This is a genomic window from Pseudooceanicola antarcticus (assembly GCF_900215355.1).
Taxonomy (GTDB): domain Bacteria; phylum Pseudomonadota; class Alphaproteobacteria; order Rhodobacterales; family Rhodobacteraceae; genus Pseudooceanicola; species Pseudooceanicola antarcticus.
Map to the genome: position 1 here is coordinate 408439 of NZ_OBEA01000002.1, position 14733 is coordinate 423171.

The window sequence follows — 14733 nt, forward strand, 5'->3', positions numbered from 1 at the left end:
CCGGCGGACCCGCGCGGGGTCCGCTCGTTGTGGTTGGCCGGGGACGCACCCCCGGAGCCCCGGCTCAGAACGCCGGGTGCAGTTTCACGATCGCCGCGTAGCGGTGCAGGTCCTTGCGCTCTTTCGGCGTCCAGGCGGCCTCGGCCACGCCGCAGAGGCGCGGGAAGACCAGGCGGTTGAAATAGGCGCGCGAGGTGAAATGCTCGCACCAGATGCAGGCCTGGATGCCCTTGAGACGGGGGCGCAGCTCTTCCGGGAACTCGCCCTCGGCCTCGTAGGTGTAGGAATGCACCGGGGTCGAGGTGCCGGCCCAGGCCGCGCCCGGTTCCAGCCATTCCTCGGCCTGCGCCATGTCGAGGTAATAGGCCTGGCCGGGGGTCATGACGACGTCATAGCCCTCCTTGGCCAGTTCGATGCCGACCTCGGGCTTTTCCCAGGCCATCAACAGCGTACCCTCGGGATCGACGCCCCCGCCATGGGCGACCTCGTTCCAGCCGGCCAGAACGCGGCCACGCTCGGCCAGCATCCCCGCCACGCGGCGCATGAAGTAGCTTTGCAGCTCGAAGGTGCCCGAAAGCCCCTCCTTTTCCATCAGCAGGCGCGCGTAATGCGAGTTCAGCCAGGAGCCATCCGCCACCTCGTCGCCGCCGATATGCAGGTACTTGGCGGGGAAGAGCTCGACCATCTCGTCGAAGAGCTTGGCGAGGAAGTCGTAGGTCTCTTCGCGGGCCGGGTTGAGCGCGTTGTTCGCAAAGCCCTGGACCGAGTGGTAGCTTTCGGGCGCTTCCTGGGGATCGGCGAGCTCGGGGATCACGGCCAGGGCGGCGGTGCAATGGCCGGGGATGTCGACTTCGGGCACCACCGTGATGCCAAGCGCCCCGGCATGGGCCACCACGTCGCGGATCTGGTCCTGGGTGTAGTGGCCGTGCACCTCGTCCACGCCATTGCCAAGCTGCGGCGTCAGCAGGGCGTCGGGGCCACGGGTGGCCCCGGCCTCGGTGAGCTGGGGGTAGGCCTTGACCTCCATCCGCCAGCCCTCGTCATCGGTGAGGTGCCAGTGGAAGATGTTCATCCGGTGCCAGGCCAGGATGTCGAGGAAGCGGGTCACGTCCGCCGCGTCCCAGAACTGGCGCGAGACATCCAGATGGCTGCCGCGCCAGCCGTAGCGCGGGGCGTCGGTGATGGTGCCGGAGGCGGGGAAGCGGAACGAGGCCGCATCCACAGTCGCGCCGTGCAGCATCTGCGCCAGCACGATGAGGCCATGGCGGATGCCGTCGTCGTCCGCGGCCTTCAGGGTGATGACCTCGGCAATCTCCAGCGCATAGGCGCCTTCGGCAAAATCGCCGCCCATCTCGATGGCCACGGCGCGGGTGCCGGGCATGGGGACCATCGACAGGACCGTGCGCGCCTCGGGGTAGAGACGGCGGTGCAGCGCCTCGACCTGGCTGAAGGCGGCCAGTGCTTCGCGCGAGGCGCCGGGGGCGGGGCAGAGCGCCAGCGGCGTCTCGCCCGCCTCGAGCTCCAGCGCGGCGGGCCAGGGCAGGATGGCATAGGGTTCGGTCAGCTTGCCCTCGGGCAGCAGGGGGCCGGGCTCGACCAGTTCGCGGCCCTCGGGGTAGAGGTCCGAGACCTCGACCTCGACGTGGGTCTTCGCGCCTGCCGGGTCCAGCGTCAGGATTGCCGACTTGGCGCCATCGGTGATGTGGCGCGGGTCGCGGTTGAGGTTGGTGACCTCGAAGCTCCAGCTCTCGCCGGGGGCCACGACCAGGTCGGCGGGGGGCGCGTAGCGGTGATAGTTGGCATCGCGCAGCTCAAGCTCGGCGCCCGAAACGGTGAAGGGCTTCATCGCGCGGGTGAGCGAGGTATAGGCCAGGCGGAAATCCGACAGCGGCGTCTCGGACAGGTTCCACAGGGTGACTTTGAGCGTGCCGAAGGGCGCCGGTTCAGGCGACCAGGTGTTTTCCAGGCGATAAGAAGACATGGAACCTCTGAGACTGTTGGGATCTTGTTTGTTGGCTTCGGGCTGCTTGGCTTTGGGATTCAGTCGCCCAGAAGCTGGCTGTCGTCGCCATCGCGGTGACGGATCAGGCTTTCCTTGATCCGGCGCAGGGTGGCGGCAGTCGCGGTGCGGTCCTGGTAGGCCACCAGGTTGGCCAGGATATCCAGGACGGCGAGCATGGCGTAGCGGGTCGAGGTGGGACGGAAGATGTTCTCTCCCTCCGGCAGGTCGACGGTCAGGACGATATCGGCGGCATGGGCCACGGGGCTGTCCGACTGGGTCAGCGCCACGGTCTTCGCCCCCTGGTCGCGGGCCAGGTCGAAGCAGCGCACCAGCTCGGCATTGCGCCCCGAGAAGGAGCTGCCGACCAGAACGTCGCGCGGGCTGACCGCCGAGGCCTGCATCAGCTGCATCCCGTGGTCGGTCGAGGCCGCGATCCGGCAGCCCAGACGGAACAGCCGGTTCTGCATCTCGCCGACGAACATCGAGGAATTGCCGCCCGAGCCGAAGGCATAGATCATGTCCGCGCCGCGCAGCAGTTTCGCCGCCTCTTCCACCGCGTCGAGGTCGAGCTGCTGGTGGACCGAGAAGAGCGCGTTCTGTGCCTTGGTGACGATATCCTCTGCCACCTCGGGCGCGGTGGTCGAACGCGCCTCGGGGCGCAGGTAGCGCAGGCCGACGTAGGAGGATTTGGCCAGCGTCACCTTGAAGTCCGAGAAGCTCTGGCAGCCCAGGCGGCGGCAGAAGCGGGTGACCGTGGGCGGCGAGACCTCGGCGCGGGCGGCCAGGTCGGTGATCGAGGCATTGACCGCAAAGTCGAGATCCTGCAGCACGATGTCCGCGAGCCGCTGCTCGGATTGCGAGAGCTTCAGGCCCTCTTGCATCAACGTGGCGAAGATATCCATCGCGGGGTACTCTCTCGCAGGTTCGGAACGTGGCGCGAGGGCGTGATTTGGCCCATTTCCGAAAATCATTTTCGTATTTTCGTTGACACTCTGGCATGGACTGCCAAGACTGACTAGGAAAATCCGCAATCCATGAAAAGAATTTCACGATGACAGCAGAGACTGCCGCGCCGCTGCGCGATCCGTTCAAGAACCCCTTCCCCGAGTCCGACACGGCCCGCCGCGCCATCTGGGAGATGCTGGTGCCGCGCGATATCACCGCCTACCTGGCGGCCGACTGGTCCATCGTCGCGGATGACTTCGTCGAAGCCAACTTTACTGGCATGAACGGCAATCGCGACGAAAATCCGCAGAACTGGTCGCTGTCCTTCGCCTCGCTCGAGGCTTACCGCAACGAGTGGCTGCGACAGGCCAAGGAAGGGCAGGGCACCGAGTACGCCGAGGACGCCCGCACCGCCATCTTCACTGCCACGAAGCTGGAAGAGATCGAGATCGACGGCTCGGCCGCGCTGGTGCGCAAGAAGTTCGATGGCCGCATCCAGCGCAAGGATGGTGGCGAGGACCGGCTGCTGTGGCAGACGCTCTATATCTGCCGCGAAACCGCGGATGGCTGGAAGATCGCCGGTTTCGTCGGCTACCTGCCCTACGAGGGTCACTGATGGTGGCGGATATCTGGCCCCAGCCGGGCACGCCCCTGTCGCAGGTGATGACGCCCCTGCCGGTGATCGACGAGCGCCGGCTGGCGGCCAATATCGCGCGCGGACAGGGGTTCCTTGACGGGCTGGGCCGCGCCTTTCGCCCCCATATCAAGACCCACAAGCTGCCCGAAGTCGCGCGGATGCAGATCGAGGCTGGCGCCTGTGGCATCAACTGCCAGAAGGTGACCGAGGCCGAGGTCTTCGCCGAGGCCGGCTTCGACGATGTCCTGATCACCTACAACATCCTCGGTCCCGCCCGGCTGGCGCGGCTGAAGGCGCTGAACAGCCAGGTGGCGAAGCTATCGGTCACCGCCGACAGCGCCTTGGTGGTCGAGGGGCTGGGGGCGACCTTCGCCCCCGATGCCCCCCTGACGGTGCTGGTCGAATGCGACACCGGCGGCGCGCGCTGCGGGGTGCAATCGCCCGAGGCGGCCTTTGCCCTGGCGCAGCAGATCGCGGGGGCTGCGGGGCTGCGTTTCGGCGGGCTGATGACCTATCCCGGCCCCGGCGGCGCGGCGCAGGTCGAAGCCTTCATGGCGGCGACACTGGCCAAGCTGGCCGAAGCGGGGATCGACTGCCCGGTGGTGACGGTCGGCGGAACGCCCGACTTCTTCAAGGCCGGAGAGATCCCCTCGGCGACCGAGCACCGGGCGGGCACCTATGTCTACAACGACCGTGCCATGGTGCGCGCGGGGCACGCGACGCTGGAAGACTGCGCCATGCATGTGCTGGCCACGGTGGTTTCGCGGCCCACCCCGGACCGGGCGGTGCTGGACACCGGATCGAAGGCGCTGACCTCGGACCTGCTGGGGTTTGACGACTTCGGGTTGATCGAGGCCTACCCGGCGGCGCGTATCACTGGGCTGTCGGAAGAGCACGGCGTCGTGGATCTGAGCGCGGTCGAGGGCCGTCGCCCCGAGGTCGGCGAGCAGGTCCGCATCATCCCCAACCACACCTGCGTCGTCACCAACATGTACGACCGCATGGTCTTTCATGATGGCGAGGTGGTGACACGGGTGCTGGAGGTCGCGGCGCGCGGCACGGTCTGGTAAGCGGGCCAGCCCATATCAACGAGAAAGGGAGCGGCAGGGCCGCTCCCTTTTCATTTGCCGAAGGGGAGTCCGGTCTCAGCCCGCGCTGGCGGCCGCGGGGATGGGCATGGCGCTGTCGACCCGGCGCTCCAGCGCCTGTCCCTCTGCGTCGAAGAGGTGGCAATCGGCGGCGCTGAACGAAAGCCTGGCCGGCTGGCCCGGTGCCACGTCGGCAGAGCCCGAAAGCAGGGCCGAGACATTGCCGACGCCTTCGAGATCCGCATAGGTCACCGTATTGACGCCCAGGTGCTCGACCACGGTCGGGGTGATCTCGACCGACACGTCGCCCGCGCCCTGGGTCAGGTGCTCGGGGCGGATGCCCAGGGTGACGGGCTGGCCCTGCAGCATGCCTGCGGCGGTGACGGGCACCGTGACGCTGGCGCCGGTGACCAGCTCGACCGTTGCGCCCTCGGGGCTGACGGCGGTGCAGGTGCCGGGGATGAAGTTCATCTTCGGATTGCCGATGAAGCCCGCGACGAAGAGGTTGGCGGGCTTGTGGTAAAGCTCCAGCGGCGCGCCGACCTGGCTGATCGACCCGCCGTCCAGCACCACGATCCGGTCGGCCATGGTCATGGCCTCGACCTGGTCGTGGGTGACGTAGATCATCGTCGCCTTCAGCTTCTGGTGCAGGGCCGTCAGCTCGATCCGCATCTCGGCGCGCAGGGCGGCGTCGAGGTTCGACAGCGGTTCGTCGAAGAGGAAGATCGAGGGTTCCCGCACGATGGCGCGGCCGATGGCGACCCGCTGGCGCTGACCGCCCGACAGGTTGCCCGGCTTCTGGTGCAGGCGGTTTTCCAGTTGCAGGACGGCAGCGGCGCGGCCGACCTTTTCCTTGATCTCGGCCTCGGGCCGCTTCTCGACCCTGAGGGGGAAGGCGATGTTCTCGAAGACCGACATATGGGGGTAGAGCGCGTAGCTCTGGAACACCATGGCGATGCCGCGCTTGACCGGGGGCAGGTCGTTGACCCGCGTACCGTCAATGGTGCAATCGCCCTCGGTGATTTCCTCCAGGCCGCAGATCATCCGCAGCAGGGTGGACTTGCCGCAGCCCGAGGGGCCGACGAAGACGACGAACTCGCCGTCCTTGATGTCGAGGTCGATCCCGTGGATCACCTCAAGTTTCTCGAAGCGCTTCTTGACACCGCTCAGGGCCAGCTGTCCCAAGGGAAGTTCCTTTCTCAACATGGGGTGCGGACCCGGAGGTCCGCACCTGAGAACCCGGATAGGGTCCGGGGTTTACTCGAGTTCTTTCAGCTCGGCATCGGCCTTGGCAAGCGCCTCGGCGGGCTCTGCGTCACCGGTGACGACCGACTGCACCATCTCGATCATGATGTTCTGGAAGGCGCGGTAGTCGGTGAAGAGCGGCTCGGGGCCACCGTACTCGATGCCCTCGATGTAGGGCGCCCAGTAGGGCTTCTCTTCGACCAGGGCGTCGATGGTGGGCGAGGGACGCAGGGGCGTCAGGCCGGCGTTCAGGTCATATTCCTCCTGTGCGGCGGGCGCGGTGAGGAACTTGGCCAGGCTGATCGCCTGCTCTTCGACGCCGGTGCCCGAGAAGACGGCCAGGCTGTCGGTGATCAGCAGCGTGCCGGGGCCCTTGGCCTCGGGGCCGAGGGGCAGGTTGGCGACACCCCAGTTGATGTCGGTGTCCTGCAGGCGCGAGACGGCGCCGATCGAGGCGTGGATCATCGAGACGCCACCATCGAGGAAGATCGCGCGGACCTCGTTCTGCTCGTAGGCGGTCGGGCCTTCTTCAGAGTAGGGCACGAGGGTCTTGTAGGCTTCCAGCGCGGCCAGCACTTCGGGGCTGTCCAGGACGATGTTGCCTTCGTCGTCGATGACCTGGCCGTTGTTGGTGTAAACCCAGTGCAGGAACTGGTGCATCGTGTTGTCGAAGGTCTTGGCGACCAGGCCGAAGCCGGCGGCATCGGTGTTCTCGGTCACGGCCTTGGCGGCGGCGATCACGTCATCCCAGGTGGCGGGCGGCGTTTCGGGGTCCAGGCCGGCTTCCGCGAAGAGGTCCTTGTTCCAGTAGAGTGCCTTGGTCGAGAAGGCGACCGGCACGCCCCACTGCTGGCCCTGGTAGGTCACGGTGCCCACCACGTTGGGGTAGTAGGAGGCCTTTTCCTCGTCGGTCATGGGGATCGGTTCGATCAGGCCGAACTCGGCGAATTCCTTCAGGGTCCGCGAGCCGACATAGGCCAGGCCCACCGGGGTGCCGGCGACGGCAAGGGTGGTCACCTTGTCCTGGCACTGGCCCCAGCCCACGACTTCGGGGGCGACGGTCCAGCCTTCGTTCTGGGCCTCCCACTCGGCGATGTACTTGTCGTGGATCGGGTCCATGGTATCGCCGCAGACGATCATCGTGATCTCTTCGGCCATGGCCGGCGCGGCTACCGTCAGGGCGGCAATCGCGGCGCCGGTGCGCAGCAGGGTCTTTGTCATGGTTACTTTCTCTCCTGTTGGTGCCCTTTGCGGGCCTTGGGCCTTCTGGCCCGTTCTGCGCCCCTTGCGGGGCGCGGGTTTTTTCGCGCCGGGCGGTGGCGAGTTACTGCTTCACCGCCCCGGCCGTCAGGCCGGCAACCAGGTAGCGTTGCAGCGCGAAGATCAGGATCATGGCCGGGGCGATGCCCACGAAAGAGGCGGCCATGAGCTCGTTCCAGATGACCTCCTGGCGGCCGAAGTAGGCAAAGAGGCCGATGGGAAGCGGCATGAATTCGGTCTTCGAGTTGAAGGTCAGCGCGAAGATGAACTGCTGGGCGTAGGCGCCGATGAAGGTGGTGATGGCGACCACGATGATGCCGGGCATGGCCAGAGGCAGGATCACCCGGCGCAGGATGTAGAAGTGACCCGCTCCGTCGACATAGGCGGCCTCGTCCAACTCGCGCGGGATGCGCTTCATGTAGGTCGAGAGCAGCCAGATCGCCGTGGGGATCAGGAAGGCCACGCCGGGCACGATCATCGACCAGTAGGTATTCAGCAGCCCGTAGCTGCGCATCAGCCGGAACAGCGGGATCAGCAGCACCGCGCCCGAGAACATGTTGACCGCCAGGAAGCCGCCAAGCAGCGAGCCGGCGCCCTTGAACTTGATCCGGGCGAAGGCATAGGAGGCCGGGACCACCAGGGCCAGCACCACCATGGTGATGATGGTCGAGATGTAGAACGAGTTGAAGATGTAGCGCCCGAAGCCCGGCACGCTCTCCCACATGGTGATGTAGGCCTTGAACGAGCCATTCTCGGGGAAGAACTTATAGGGCGTCGAGAAGAGCAGCCCGAGCGGCTTCAGCGAGACCAGGAACCCTTCGATGAAGGGGGCCAGGATGAAGAAGAGGAAGAGCGCGATGCCCATATACATCAGGACCACTTCCCACCAGCGGTAGCGGTCGATCATGGCGTTTTTCTTCATCATGTCGTCATCCTCCGGGAGAGTTTGGTCACGGCCTGGAAGTAGAGGATCGCGAAGGCCGACAGGAACAGGCAGATCACCACGGCGCGGGCCGCGCCCTCACCGAACTTCTTCGAGCCGATGGCGGTGGAGTAGGTGTCGATGATCATCGTGGTGGTCGAGCCCGAGGGGCCGCCCTGGGTCAGGATCCAGATGATGTCGAAGCTGTTGAACGTCGAGATGAGAGAGATCATCGACATGGTGATCGCCGCCGGGAAGATCATCGGCAGGGTGATCCGGCGCAGGCGGTAGAAGCGGCTGGCGCCATCGGTCCAGGCGGCCTCGTGCAGGTCGACGGGCACCGACTGGATGGCGGCCAGCATGTACATCGTCACCATGGGCACGCCGATCCAGACGTCGGTGATGATCGTCGCCCAGAACGCGGTCGAGCCATAGGCCAGGAAGGCCACCGGCCCATCCGACAGGCCGAAGCGCTGCAACAGGCCCGAGATCATCCCGAACTGGCCGTTGTACATCCAGCCCCACATGAAGATGCCGATGGCCATCGGCACGATCCAGGGCGGCATGGTCAGGATGCGGAAGACGGCGCGGCCGGGCAGGGCGGCGTTCAGCAGCACGGCGCCGCCGGTGCCGATGATCATCTTCAGCGAGACCGACAGGAAGGTCCAGACGAAGGTGCGCCCGATGATCTCGGCAAACTCGGTGTCGAAGATCTTCTGGTAGTTCTTCCAGCCCACCCAGTTCGTCGTCTTGCGCAGCGAGGCGTCGGTGAAGGAGAGGTGGAAGGTATCGACCAGCGGATAGGCCACGATGGCCGCCACGTAGAGAAGCGCCGGGATCAGCAGGATCCAGGCGAAGAGAACGGCTGATTTATGTCCGGGCATCAGGCCACGACCTTTCCGGAGGCCAGCGCCTCGTCATACTTGTCCCAGACCGGCGCCATGTCGATCACCCGGCGCGCGGCGCGGGCCTCGTCCATGGTGATCGCCAGCAGTCCGGCTTCCAGCGCATCCAGCACCGAGACAGGCTGCTCGGCGCCCGTCTTCACAGCCGCGATGACGCCCTTGGCCATTTCCTCGTCCGCGCCATAGTGCTGCGACAGCTCCGAGGCCTGGTAGGTCTTGCGGATCAGCGGCTGGCTGGTGTGGCTGTCGGTCACGTTCAGGAAGCCGCGGACGAAATCGCCCTCTGCCATGCCCTGGCTGCCGATCACCGCGAAGCGGCGGAAATCGTCGGGCACGTTGAGGTTGGTGTGGAAGCTCAGCGCTGCGCCATTGGCGTATTCAACGATGGCCACCTGGTAGTCGATGATCTCGGCGTCGCTGTCGAAGACCTTGTCCGTCCCATTCCAGCCCGAGGGCTTGCGGTGATAGACCTCCATGTCGTTGATCCCGCGATTGCCGGGATCATTGGCGGGCACGAAGGTGCGCCGGCCACCGAAGGAGCTGACCCGCTCGGGTCGCGCGCCGATGACCCCGTTGTAGAGGTCGATGTCGTGGCAGCATTTCTCAAGCATGAAGCCACCGGCGTAGCGGTCATAGCGCCGCCAGTCGCGCATGAAGAAGGCGCCGTGGTAGGGGGGGATATGCTCGCTCGCCTCGATCGAAACCACGTCGCCCAGCTCGCCCCGCGCCTGTGCCGCGCGCAGGTCGCGGTAGAGGGGGGCATAGCGCAGCACCAGGCCGATCAGCAGGTTCTCGCGGCCATACTTGGCCAGCAGGGCCGCCATTTTCAGAGTGTCCTCGGTGGTGGTCACCACCGGCTTCTCGGAAAAGACTTTCACGCCGGCCTCGAAGCCCGCGCGGATGTGGTCCAGGTGCATGTGGTTGGGCGAGCCGACCATCAGCAGGTCCAGGGACTCGGCCTTCAGCAGCTCTTCGACCGTCTCATACCGGGTCCCGGCAGGGATCCCGTGCTTCTCCAGGTTCTCCATACCCACGGGGGCGGGGTCGACGTAGCCCGCGATCTCGAATCCGGGGTCCATCTGCTTGAAAACCTGGCCCAGGTATCCAAGGCGATACCCAAGCCCGACGATGCCGACTCTCATTGCAAGTCCCTGTTGTTGTCTCGGGTTTTGGAGGAGCCGATGCGTGCCGACTCTGCCCGAATTACGAAATTTATTTTCGTAGACTGCGGCGGAGATTCATGGCAGTCAATATAAAAATGACAAAGACAGCAGCGATGATGAAATTCATTTTCAGCAACTGCCCGAGCAAGAGGCAGCCTGTGCAGGGGTGGCGGAACCCGTTCCGCAGCCGGGGCCGGTTGGCCGCATGAGCACAGGGACAAGCACCGGGATTTCCCCCGCCGCGCGGCGTCTGTTCGACGGTCGGCGCTGGCATGAAAATGCCGCGCTCCGCATCGAGGAAGGGCGCGTGGCCGAGGTGATTCCCGGCGTCCCGGTGGCCGATCTTCTGGTGCCGGGCTTCGTCGATCTTCAGGTCAACGGCGGCGGCGGCGTGCAGTTCAACGACGCCCCCGATGCCGCGGGACTGGCGCGGATCGTCGAGGCGCATCGCGCGGGCGGCACCACCTGCCTGCTGGCGACCCTGATCACCGACACGCCCGAGATCACCGAGGCGGCAATCTCCGCCATGGCAGAGGCCCTGGCCGCGGGTCAGGAGGGTCTGGCCGGGCTGCATCTTGAAGGCCCGCATCTCGACCCGCGCCGCAAGGGCACCCATGCGCCGGAGCTGATCCGCCCGATGGAGACCGCCGACCTCGACCGCATTCTTGCCGCCGCGCCGGTCTGCGGCCATCTGCTGGTGACCCTCGCGCCCGAAAGCGCCACGGCAGGGCAGATCGCGGCCCTCGTGGCCGGCGGAGTGCAGGTCAGCCTTGGCCACAGCGATTGCACCGCCGAAGAGGCCCAGGACGCCTTCGCCGCTGGTGCCAGCATGGTCACCCATCTCTTCAACGCCATGAGCCAGCTGGGCCACCGCGCCCCCGGCCTTGTCGGTGCGGCGCTTGAGGCGGGTCCGGTTCATGCCGGGCTGATCGCCGATGGCTACCATGTCTCGGACCTTGCCATGCAGGTGGCGCTGCGCGCCAAGGCGGGGCCCGGTCGGATCTTCCTGGTCTCGGACGCCATGGCTGCGACGGGATCCGATCTGACCGAGATCCAGCTGAATGGCCGCACCATCCATCGCGCGGGCGGACGGCTCACCCTGGCCGACGGCACCCTTGCGGGGGCCGATATCACCATGCTGGACGCCCTGCGCCATTGCCACCGCCAGCTTGGCCTGCCACTGGACGAGGCGCTCAGGATGGCGGGTCTCTACCCGGCGGAAGCCGCGGGTCTTGCCGGAAAAGGGCACCTTCAGCCCGGCGCCGCAGCAGATTTCCTTTTGCTCGACGCGGAATTGCAGCTTGAATCCCTTTGGGTCTCGGGCACGGAGAGGTGGGTCGCATGATCGTCTGTTTCGATATCGGTGGCTCTGCCATCAAGGGTGCCGTGGCCACCAGCGCCGAGGACATCCGCCCGCTGCCGCGGCGCAAGACGCCCGGCCACAGCTTCGAGGCCTTCGTCGCGGCGCTGCAAGCGGACATCGCCGAGGCGGGCAGCCGCCCCGAAGCGGTGGCGATCTCGATCGCCGGGGTGGTCGATCCGCGCGATGGCCGCGCTATCGTCGCCAATATCCCCTGTCTCCATGGGCGCCCCCTGGCCTCCGAGCTGCAACAGGCGCTTGGTCTGCCGGTGCGTATCGCCAATGACGCCGATTGCTTTGCCCTTGCCGAAGCCTCGCTTGGCGCGGGCCGGGGCCACGAGGTGGTCTTCGGCGCGATCCTCGGCAGCGGCGTCGGCGGTGGCCTCGTGACCGATGGTCGGCTCGTGGCCTCTGGCGGAGGCTATGCGGGCGAATGGGGGCACGGCCCCGTGGCGCGCCGCAGCCTCGACTGCCTGCCCGAGCCGCTGCCGCTGTTCCAATGCGGATGCGGGCTGAAGGGCTGCCTTGATCCCACCTGTTCGGCGCGCGGGGTTGAAAGGCTCTATACCCATTTGACCGGCCGCGAGCTGCCCTCGACCGAGGTGCTGGCGCGCTGGCACGCGGGCGAGGAGGGCGCGGCGCTGACCGTCGCCGCCTGGCTCGAGCTTCTGGCCGGACCGCTGGCCATGGTGATCAACATGACCGGCGCCACGGTGGTGCCGGTTGGCGGCGGCCTGGCCAATGATGCCCGGCTGATCGACGCGCTGGACCGCGCGACGCGGCCGCTGACCCTGGCCAAGCAGGAAGATCCGCTGGTCGTCCAGGCCCATTGCCGGACCGAGCCGGGTCTGATCGGTGCTGCGATCCTTGCTCTGCAGGAGGGCCGTCGTAATGCGGCCTGACCTCAGCCTCACGACTGGCAGGCCCGGCCTGCCCCATGCACGGAAGGATGCTGTGTGAGAGTTTTCACCGCCTCCCTGGCGACCGAGACCAATACATTCTCGCCCCTGCCCACCGACCGCGCCGCCTTCGAGGCCGCCTTCTACGCCGCGCCCGGCATGCATCCCGAGACGCCGACGCTCTGCTCGTCTCCGGTGCCGATCCTGCGCCGGCGCGGGCGGACCGAGGGCTTCACGGTGATCGAGGGCACCTCGGCTTGGGCCGAACCCGCGGGGCTGATCAAGCGCGAGACCTATGAAGAGCTGCGCGACGAGATCCTTGACCAGCTGCGTGCCGCGCTGCCCGTCGATGGCGTGGTGCTTGGCCTGCACGGCGCCATGGTGGCGCAGGGCTACGACGATTGCGAGGGCGACCTGCTGGAGCGCGTGCGCCAGATCGTCGGCCCGGATGTGCTGGTGGCCGCCGAGTTCGACCCGCACAGCCATCTGACCCGCCGCCGCGTGGCGCAGCTGGATATCGCGGCGATGTTCCTCGAGTTCCCCCATACCGATTTCCAGGAACGCGGAGAGCATGTCGTGGACCTGGCCCTGCGCGCCCTGCGCGGCGAGATCCGCCCCGTGATCTCGACCTTCGACTGCAAGATGATCGGCATCTACCCGACCAGCCAGCAGCCCATGCGCGGCTTCGTCGACCGGATGAAGGCGCTTGAGGGGCAGGGCCGTATCCTGTCGGCCTCTGTCGTGCATGGCTTCATGGCGGGGGACGTGCCCGAGATGGGGACGCAGATCCTTGTGCTCAGCGATGACGCGCCCGACGAGGGCGCGGCGCTGGCGCGACGCCTGGGCGAAGAGCTCTACCGGCTGCGCGGCCAGACCGCGATGCCGATCCTCGATTTCGAGGCGGGGATCGACCAGGCGCTTGCGACCCGCGCCAAGGACCCATCAATGCCGGTCACCATTGCCGATACCTGGGACAACCCAGGCGGCGGCTGCGCGGGAGATGGCACCCACGTTCTGCTGTCGCTGATGAAGCGCGGCGTGGACCGGGTGGCCGTGGGGGCCATCTGGGACCCGATCGCGGTCAGCTTCTGCCATGCGGCGGGCGAGGGTGCGACGCTGCGCTTGCGCTTCGGCGGCAAGGCCGGCGCCGAGGCCGGTCCGCCCATCGACGCCGAGGTCATCGTGCGCCACGTCGCCGCCGAGGGCTGGCAGAGCTTCCGCGCCAGCCGCGTGACCCTGGGGCGCACCGCCGTGGTGCGCATCGCGGGCACCGAGATCGACGTGGTGCTGATCTCGTCGCGCTCGCAGACCTACGAGCCCTCGATGTTCTCGAACCACGGGATCGATTTCGCCGGCAAGGAGATCCTGCTGGTCAAGTCGACCAACCATTTCCACGCCGGGTTCGACCCGGTCTCGTCGCGGATCATCTACGTCGACAGCCCCTCGAGCTATCCGACCAACCCCGCGGCGACGCTCTACCAGAAGGCGGGGTCGGATTTCTGGCCCAAGGTCGAGGACCCGCTGGGCCTCGGCATCCGTGACACGGCAGAAGAGGAAGTCCGATGATCAACCTGGCAGGCAAGCGCGTCGTGGTCACCGGCGCGGGGGGCGGCATCGGCACGGCGCTGATGCGGGCCCTGGCAGAGGCCGGCGCCCATATCGTCGCCTGCGACCGCGCAGGCACCGAGATCTCGGGGGCTGCCGAGGTCGAGCTTTTCGACATCACCGACGCCGAAGAGGTCGCCGCCGCTGCCCGGCGCATTGCGGCCCGGCCCGTCGACGTGCTGATCTCCAACGCCGGTGGCACGCGGGTTGAGACGATGGAGGCCACCGACCGCGCTGCCATTGACTTCGATCTCTCGCTGAATTTCACCGGCGCGGCACAGTTCAGCCGTGCCCTGCTGCCGGCGATGCGGGACGCCGGTGGCGCCATGGTCTTCGTGGCGTCGGTCAACGGGCTGGCGCACTTCGGCAACCCGGCCTATTCGGCGGCCAAGGCGGGGCTCATCGCCTGGTCCAGGGCCATCGCCACCGAAGAGGGCAAGCACGGCATCCGCGCCAACGTGGTGGCGCCGGGCTCTGTGCACACGCCCGCCTGGGACGACCGCAAGGCGCGTCAGCCAGACATCTTCGCCAAGGTCACGGCGCTTTACCCGCTGGGACGGCTGGTCAGGCCGGAAGAGGTGGCCAGCGCCGCGCTCTTCCTTGCCTCGCCGCTGGCCAGCGGAGTCACCGGCACTGTGTTGCCGGTGGACGCGGGCCTGACGGCGGGCAACCTGCCCTTCATCGACATCATCACCGCCTAGG

The 14733-nt window shown here is 67.0% G+C and carries 13 protein-coding genes; 6 read left to right on the forward strand and 7 right to left on the reverse strand.

Features of this window, described 5'->3' with window-relative positions:
- Window positions 1–64: 64 nt before the first annotated feature.
- Window positions 65–1981, reverse strand: a complete 1917-nt coding sequence (locus tag CRO50_RS06620; RefSeq protein ID WP_097145092.1) for a beta-N-acetylhexosaminidase — start codon at window positions 1979–1981, stop codon at window positions 65–67.
- 59 nt (window positions 1982–2040) lie between these two features.
- On the reverse strand, window positions 2041–2904 hold the full coding sequence (locus tag CRO50_RS06625) for a MurR/RpiR family transcriptional regulator (protein WP_097145093.1): 864 nt from the start codon (window positions 2902–2904) through the stop codon (window positions 2041–2043).
- 149 nt (window positions 2905–3053) lie between these two features.
- Between CRO50_RS06625 and CRO50_RS06630 the strand changes: the two genes are divergently transcribed.
- On the forward strand, window positions 3054–3563 hold the full coding sequence (locus tag CRO50_RS06630) for a hypothetical protein (protein WP_097145094.1): 510 nt from the start codon (window positions 3054–3056) through the stop codon (window positions 3561–3563).
- Window positions 3563–4654 carry a D-TA family PLP-dependent enzyme gene (locus tag CRO50_RS06635; RefSeq protein ID WP_097145095.1) on the forward strand — a complete coding sequence of 364 codons (1092 nt, stop codon included), beginning with the start codon at window positions 3563–3565 and terminating at the stop codon, window positions 4652–4654. The genes CRO50_RS06630 and CRO50_RS06635 overlap by 1 nt, the downstream gene beginning before the upstream one ends.
- A gap of 75 nt (window positions 4655–4729) precedes the next feature.
- Here CRO50_RS06635 and CRO50_RS06640 read toward each other — a convergent pair whose 3' ends face one another.
- From CRO50_RS06640 to CRO50_RS06660, 5 genes are all read right to left on the reverse strand, one after another.
- Window positions 4730–5857: an ABC transporter ATP-binding protein gene (locus CRO50_RS06640; RefSeq protein WP_097145096.1), complete on the reverse strand. Its 1128-nt coding sequence runs from the start codon at window positions 5855–5857 to the stop codon at window positions 4730–4732.
- Between the two features lie 72 nt (window positions 5858–5929).
- Window positions 5930–7138 (reverse strand): extracellular solute-binding protein, encoded by a 1209-nt coding sequence (locus tag CRO50_RS06645; protein WP_097145097.1) that lies wholly within the window; start codon window positions 7136–7138, stop codon window positions 5930–5932.
- 103 nt (window positions 7139–7241) lie between these two features.
- Window positions 7242–8102: a carbohydrate ABC transporter permease gene (locus CRO50_RS06650; protein ID WP_198431787.1), complete on the reverse strand. Its 861-nt coding sequence runs from the start codon at window positions 8100–8102 to the stop codon at window positions 7242–7244.
- The gene (locus CRO50_RS06655; RefSeq protein WP_097145098.1) at window positions 8099–8983 is read right to left on the reverse strand and encodes a carbohydrate ABC transporter permease; all 885 of its coding nucleotides are present in this window, start codon (window positions 8981–8983) and stop codon (window positions 8099–8101) included. The genes CRO50_RS06650 and CRO50_RS06655 overlap by 4 nt, the downstream gene beginning before the upstream one ends.
- On the reverse strand, window positions 8983–10146 hold the full coding sequence (locus CRO50_RS06660; protein WP_097145099.1) for a Gfo/Idh/MocA family protein: 1164 nt from the start codon (window positions 10144–10146) through the stop codon (window positions 8983–8985). The genes CRO50_RS06655 and CRO50_RS06660 overlap by 1 nt, the downstream gene beginning before the upstream one ends.
- A gap of 226 nt (window positions 10147–10372) precedes the next feature.
- Between CRO50_RS06660 and nagA the strand changes: the two genes are divergently transcribed.
- From nagA to CRO50_RS06680, 4 genes are read left to right on the forward strand one after another with little or no spacing between them, the layout of a single operon-like run.
- Window positions 10373–11512 carry an N-acetylglucosamine-6-phosphate deacetylase gene (gene nagA, locus CRO50_RS06665; RefSeq protein ID WP_097145100.1) on the forward strand — a complete coding sequence of 380 codons (1140 nt, stop codon included), beginning with the start codon at window positions 10373–10375 and terminating at the stop codon, window positions 11510–11512.
- Complete coding sequence (locus tag CRO50_RS06670; protein ID WP_097145101.1) at window positions 11509–12429, forward strand: ROK family protein; 921 nt, start codon at window positions 11509–11511, stop codon at window positions 12427–12429. Before nagA ends, CRO50_RS06670 begins: the two co-directional genes overlap by 4 nt.
- Window positions 12430–12483: 54 nt before the next feature.
- A complete protein-coding gene (locus tag CRO50_RS06675; RefSeq protein ID WP_097145102.1) occupies window positions 12484–13992 on the forward strand; it encodes a M81 family metallopeptidase in 1509 nt (502 codons plus the stop codon).
- On the forward strand, window positions 13989–14732 hold the full coding sequence (locus CRO50_RS06680; protein WP_097145103.1) for an SDR family oxidoreductase: 744 nt from the start codon (window positions 13989–13991) through the stop codon (window positions 14730–14732). Before CRO50_RS06675 ends, CRO50_RS06680 begins: the two co-directional genes overlap by 4 nt.
- The last annotated feature ends 1 nt before the right edge of the window (window position 14733 follow it).

Bases quoted from the DNA above. Each gene is read 5' to 3' on its own strand.
- CRO50_RS06620 (WP_097145092.1), bottom strand. From the start codon at position 1,981: ATGTCTTCTTATCGCCTGGAAAACACCTGGTCGCCTGAACCGGCGCCC.
- CRO50_RS06625 (WP_097145093.1), bottom strand. From the start codon at position 2,904: ATGGATATCTTCGCCACGTTGATGCAAGAGGGCCTGAAGCTCTCGCAA.
- CRO50_RS06630 (WP_097145094.1), top strand. From the start codon at position 3,054: ATGACAGCAGAGACTGCCGCGCCGCTGCGCGATCCGTTCAAGAACCCC.
- CRO50_RS06635 (WP_097145095.1), top strand. From the start codon at position 3,563: ATGGTGGCGGATATCTGGCCCCAGCCGGGCACGCCCCTGTCGCAGGTG.
- CRO50_RS06645 (WP_097145097.1), bottom strand. From the start codon at position 7,138: ATGACAAAGACCCTGCTGCGCACCGGCGCCGCGATTGCCGCCCTGACG.
- CRO50_RS06650 (WP_198431787.1), bottom strand. From the start codon at position 8,102: ATGATGAAGAAAAACGCCATGATCGACCGCTACCGCTGGTGGGAAGTG.
- CRO50_RS06655 (WP_097145098.1), bottom strand. From the start codon at position 8,983: ATGCCCGGACATAAATCAGCCGTTCTCTTCGCCTGGATCCTGCTGATC.
- CRO50_RS06660 (WP_097145099.1), bottom strand. From the start codon at position 10,146: ATGAGAGTCGGCATCGTCGGGCTTGGGTATCGCCTTGGATACCTGGGC.
- nagA (WP_097145100.1), top strand. From the start codon at position 10,373: ATGAGCACAGGGACAAGCACCGGGATTTCCCCCGCCGCGCGGCGTCTG.
- CRO50_RS06670 (WP_097145101.1), top strand. From the start codon at position 11,509: ATGATCGTCTGTTTCGATATCGGTGGCTCTGCCATCAAGGGTGCCGTG.
- CRO50_RS06680 (WP_097145103.1), top strand. From the start codon at position 13,989: ATGATCAACCTGGCAGGCAAGCGCGTCGTGGTCACCGGCGCGGGGGGC.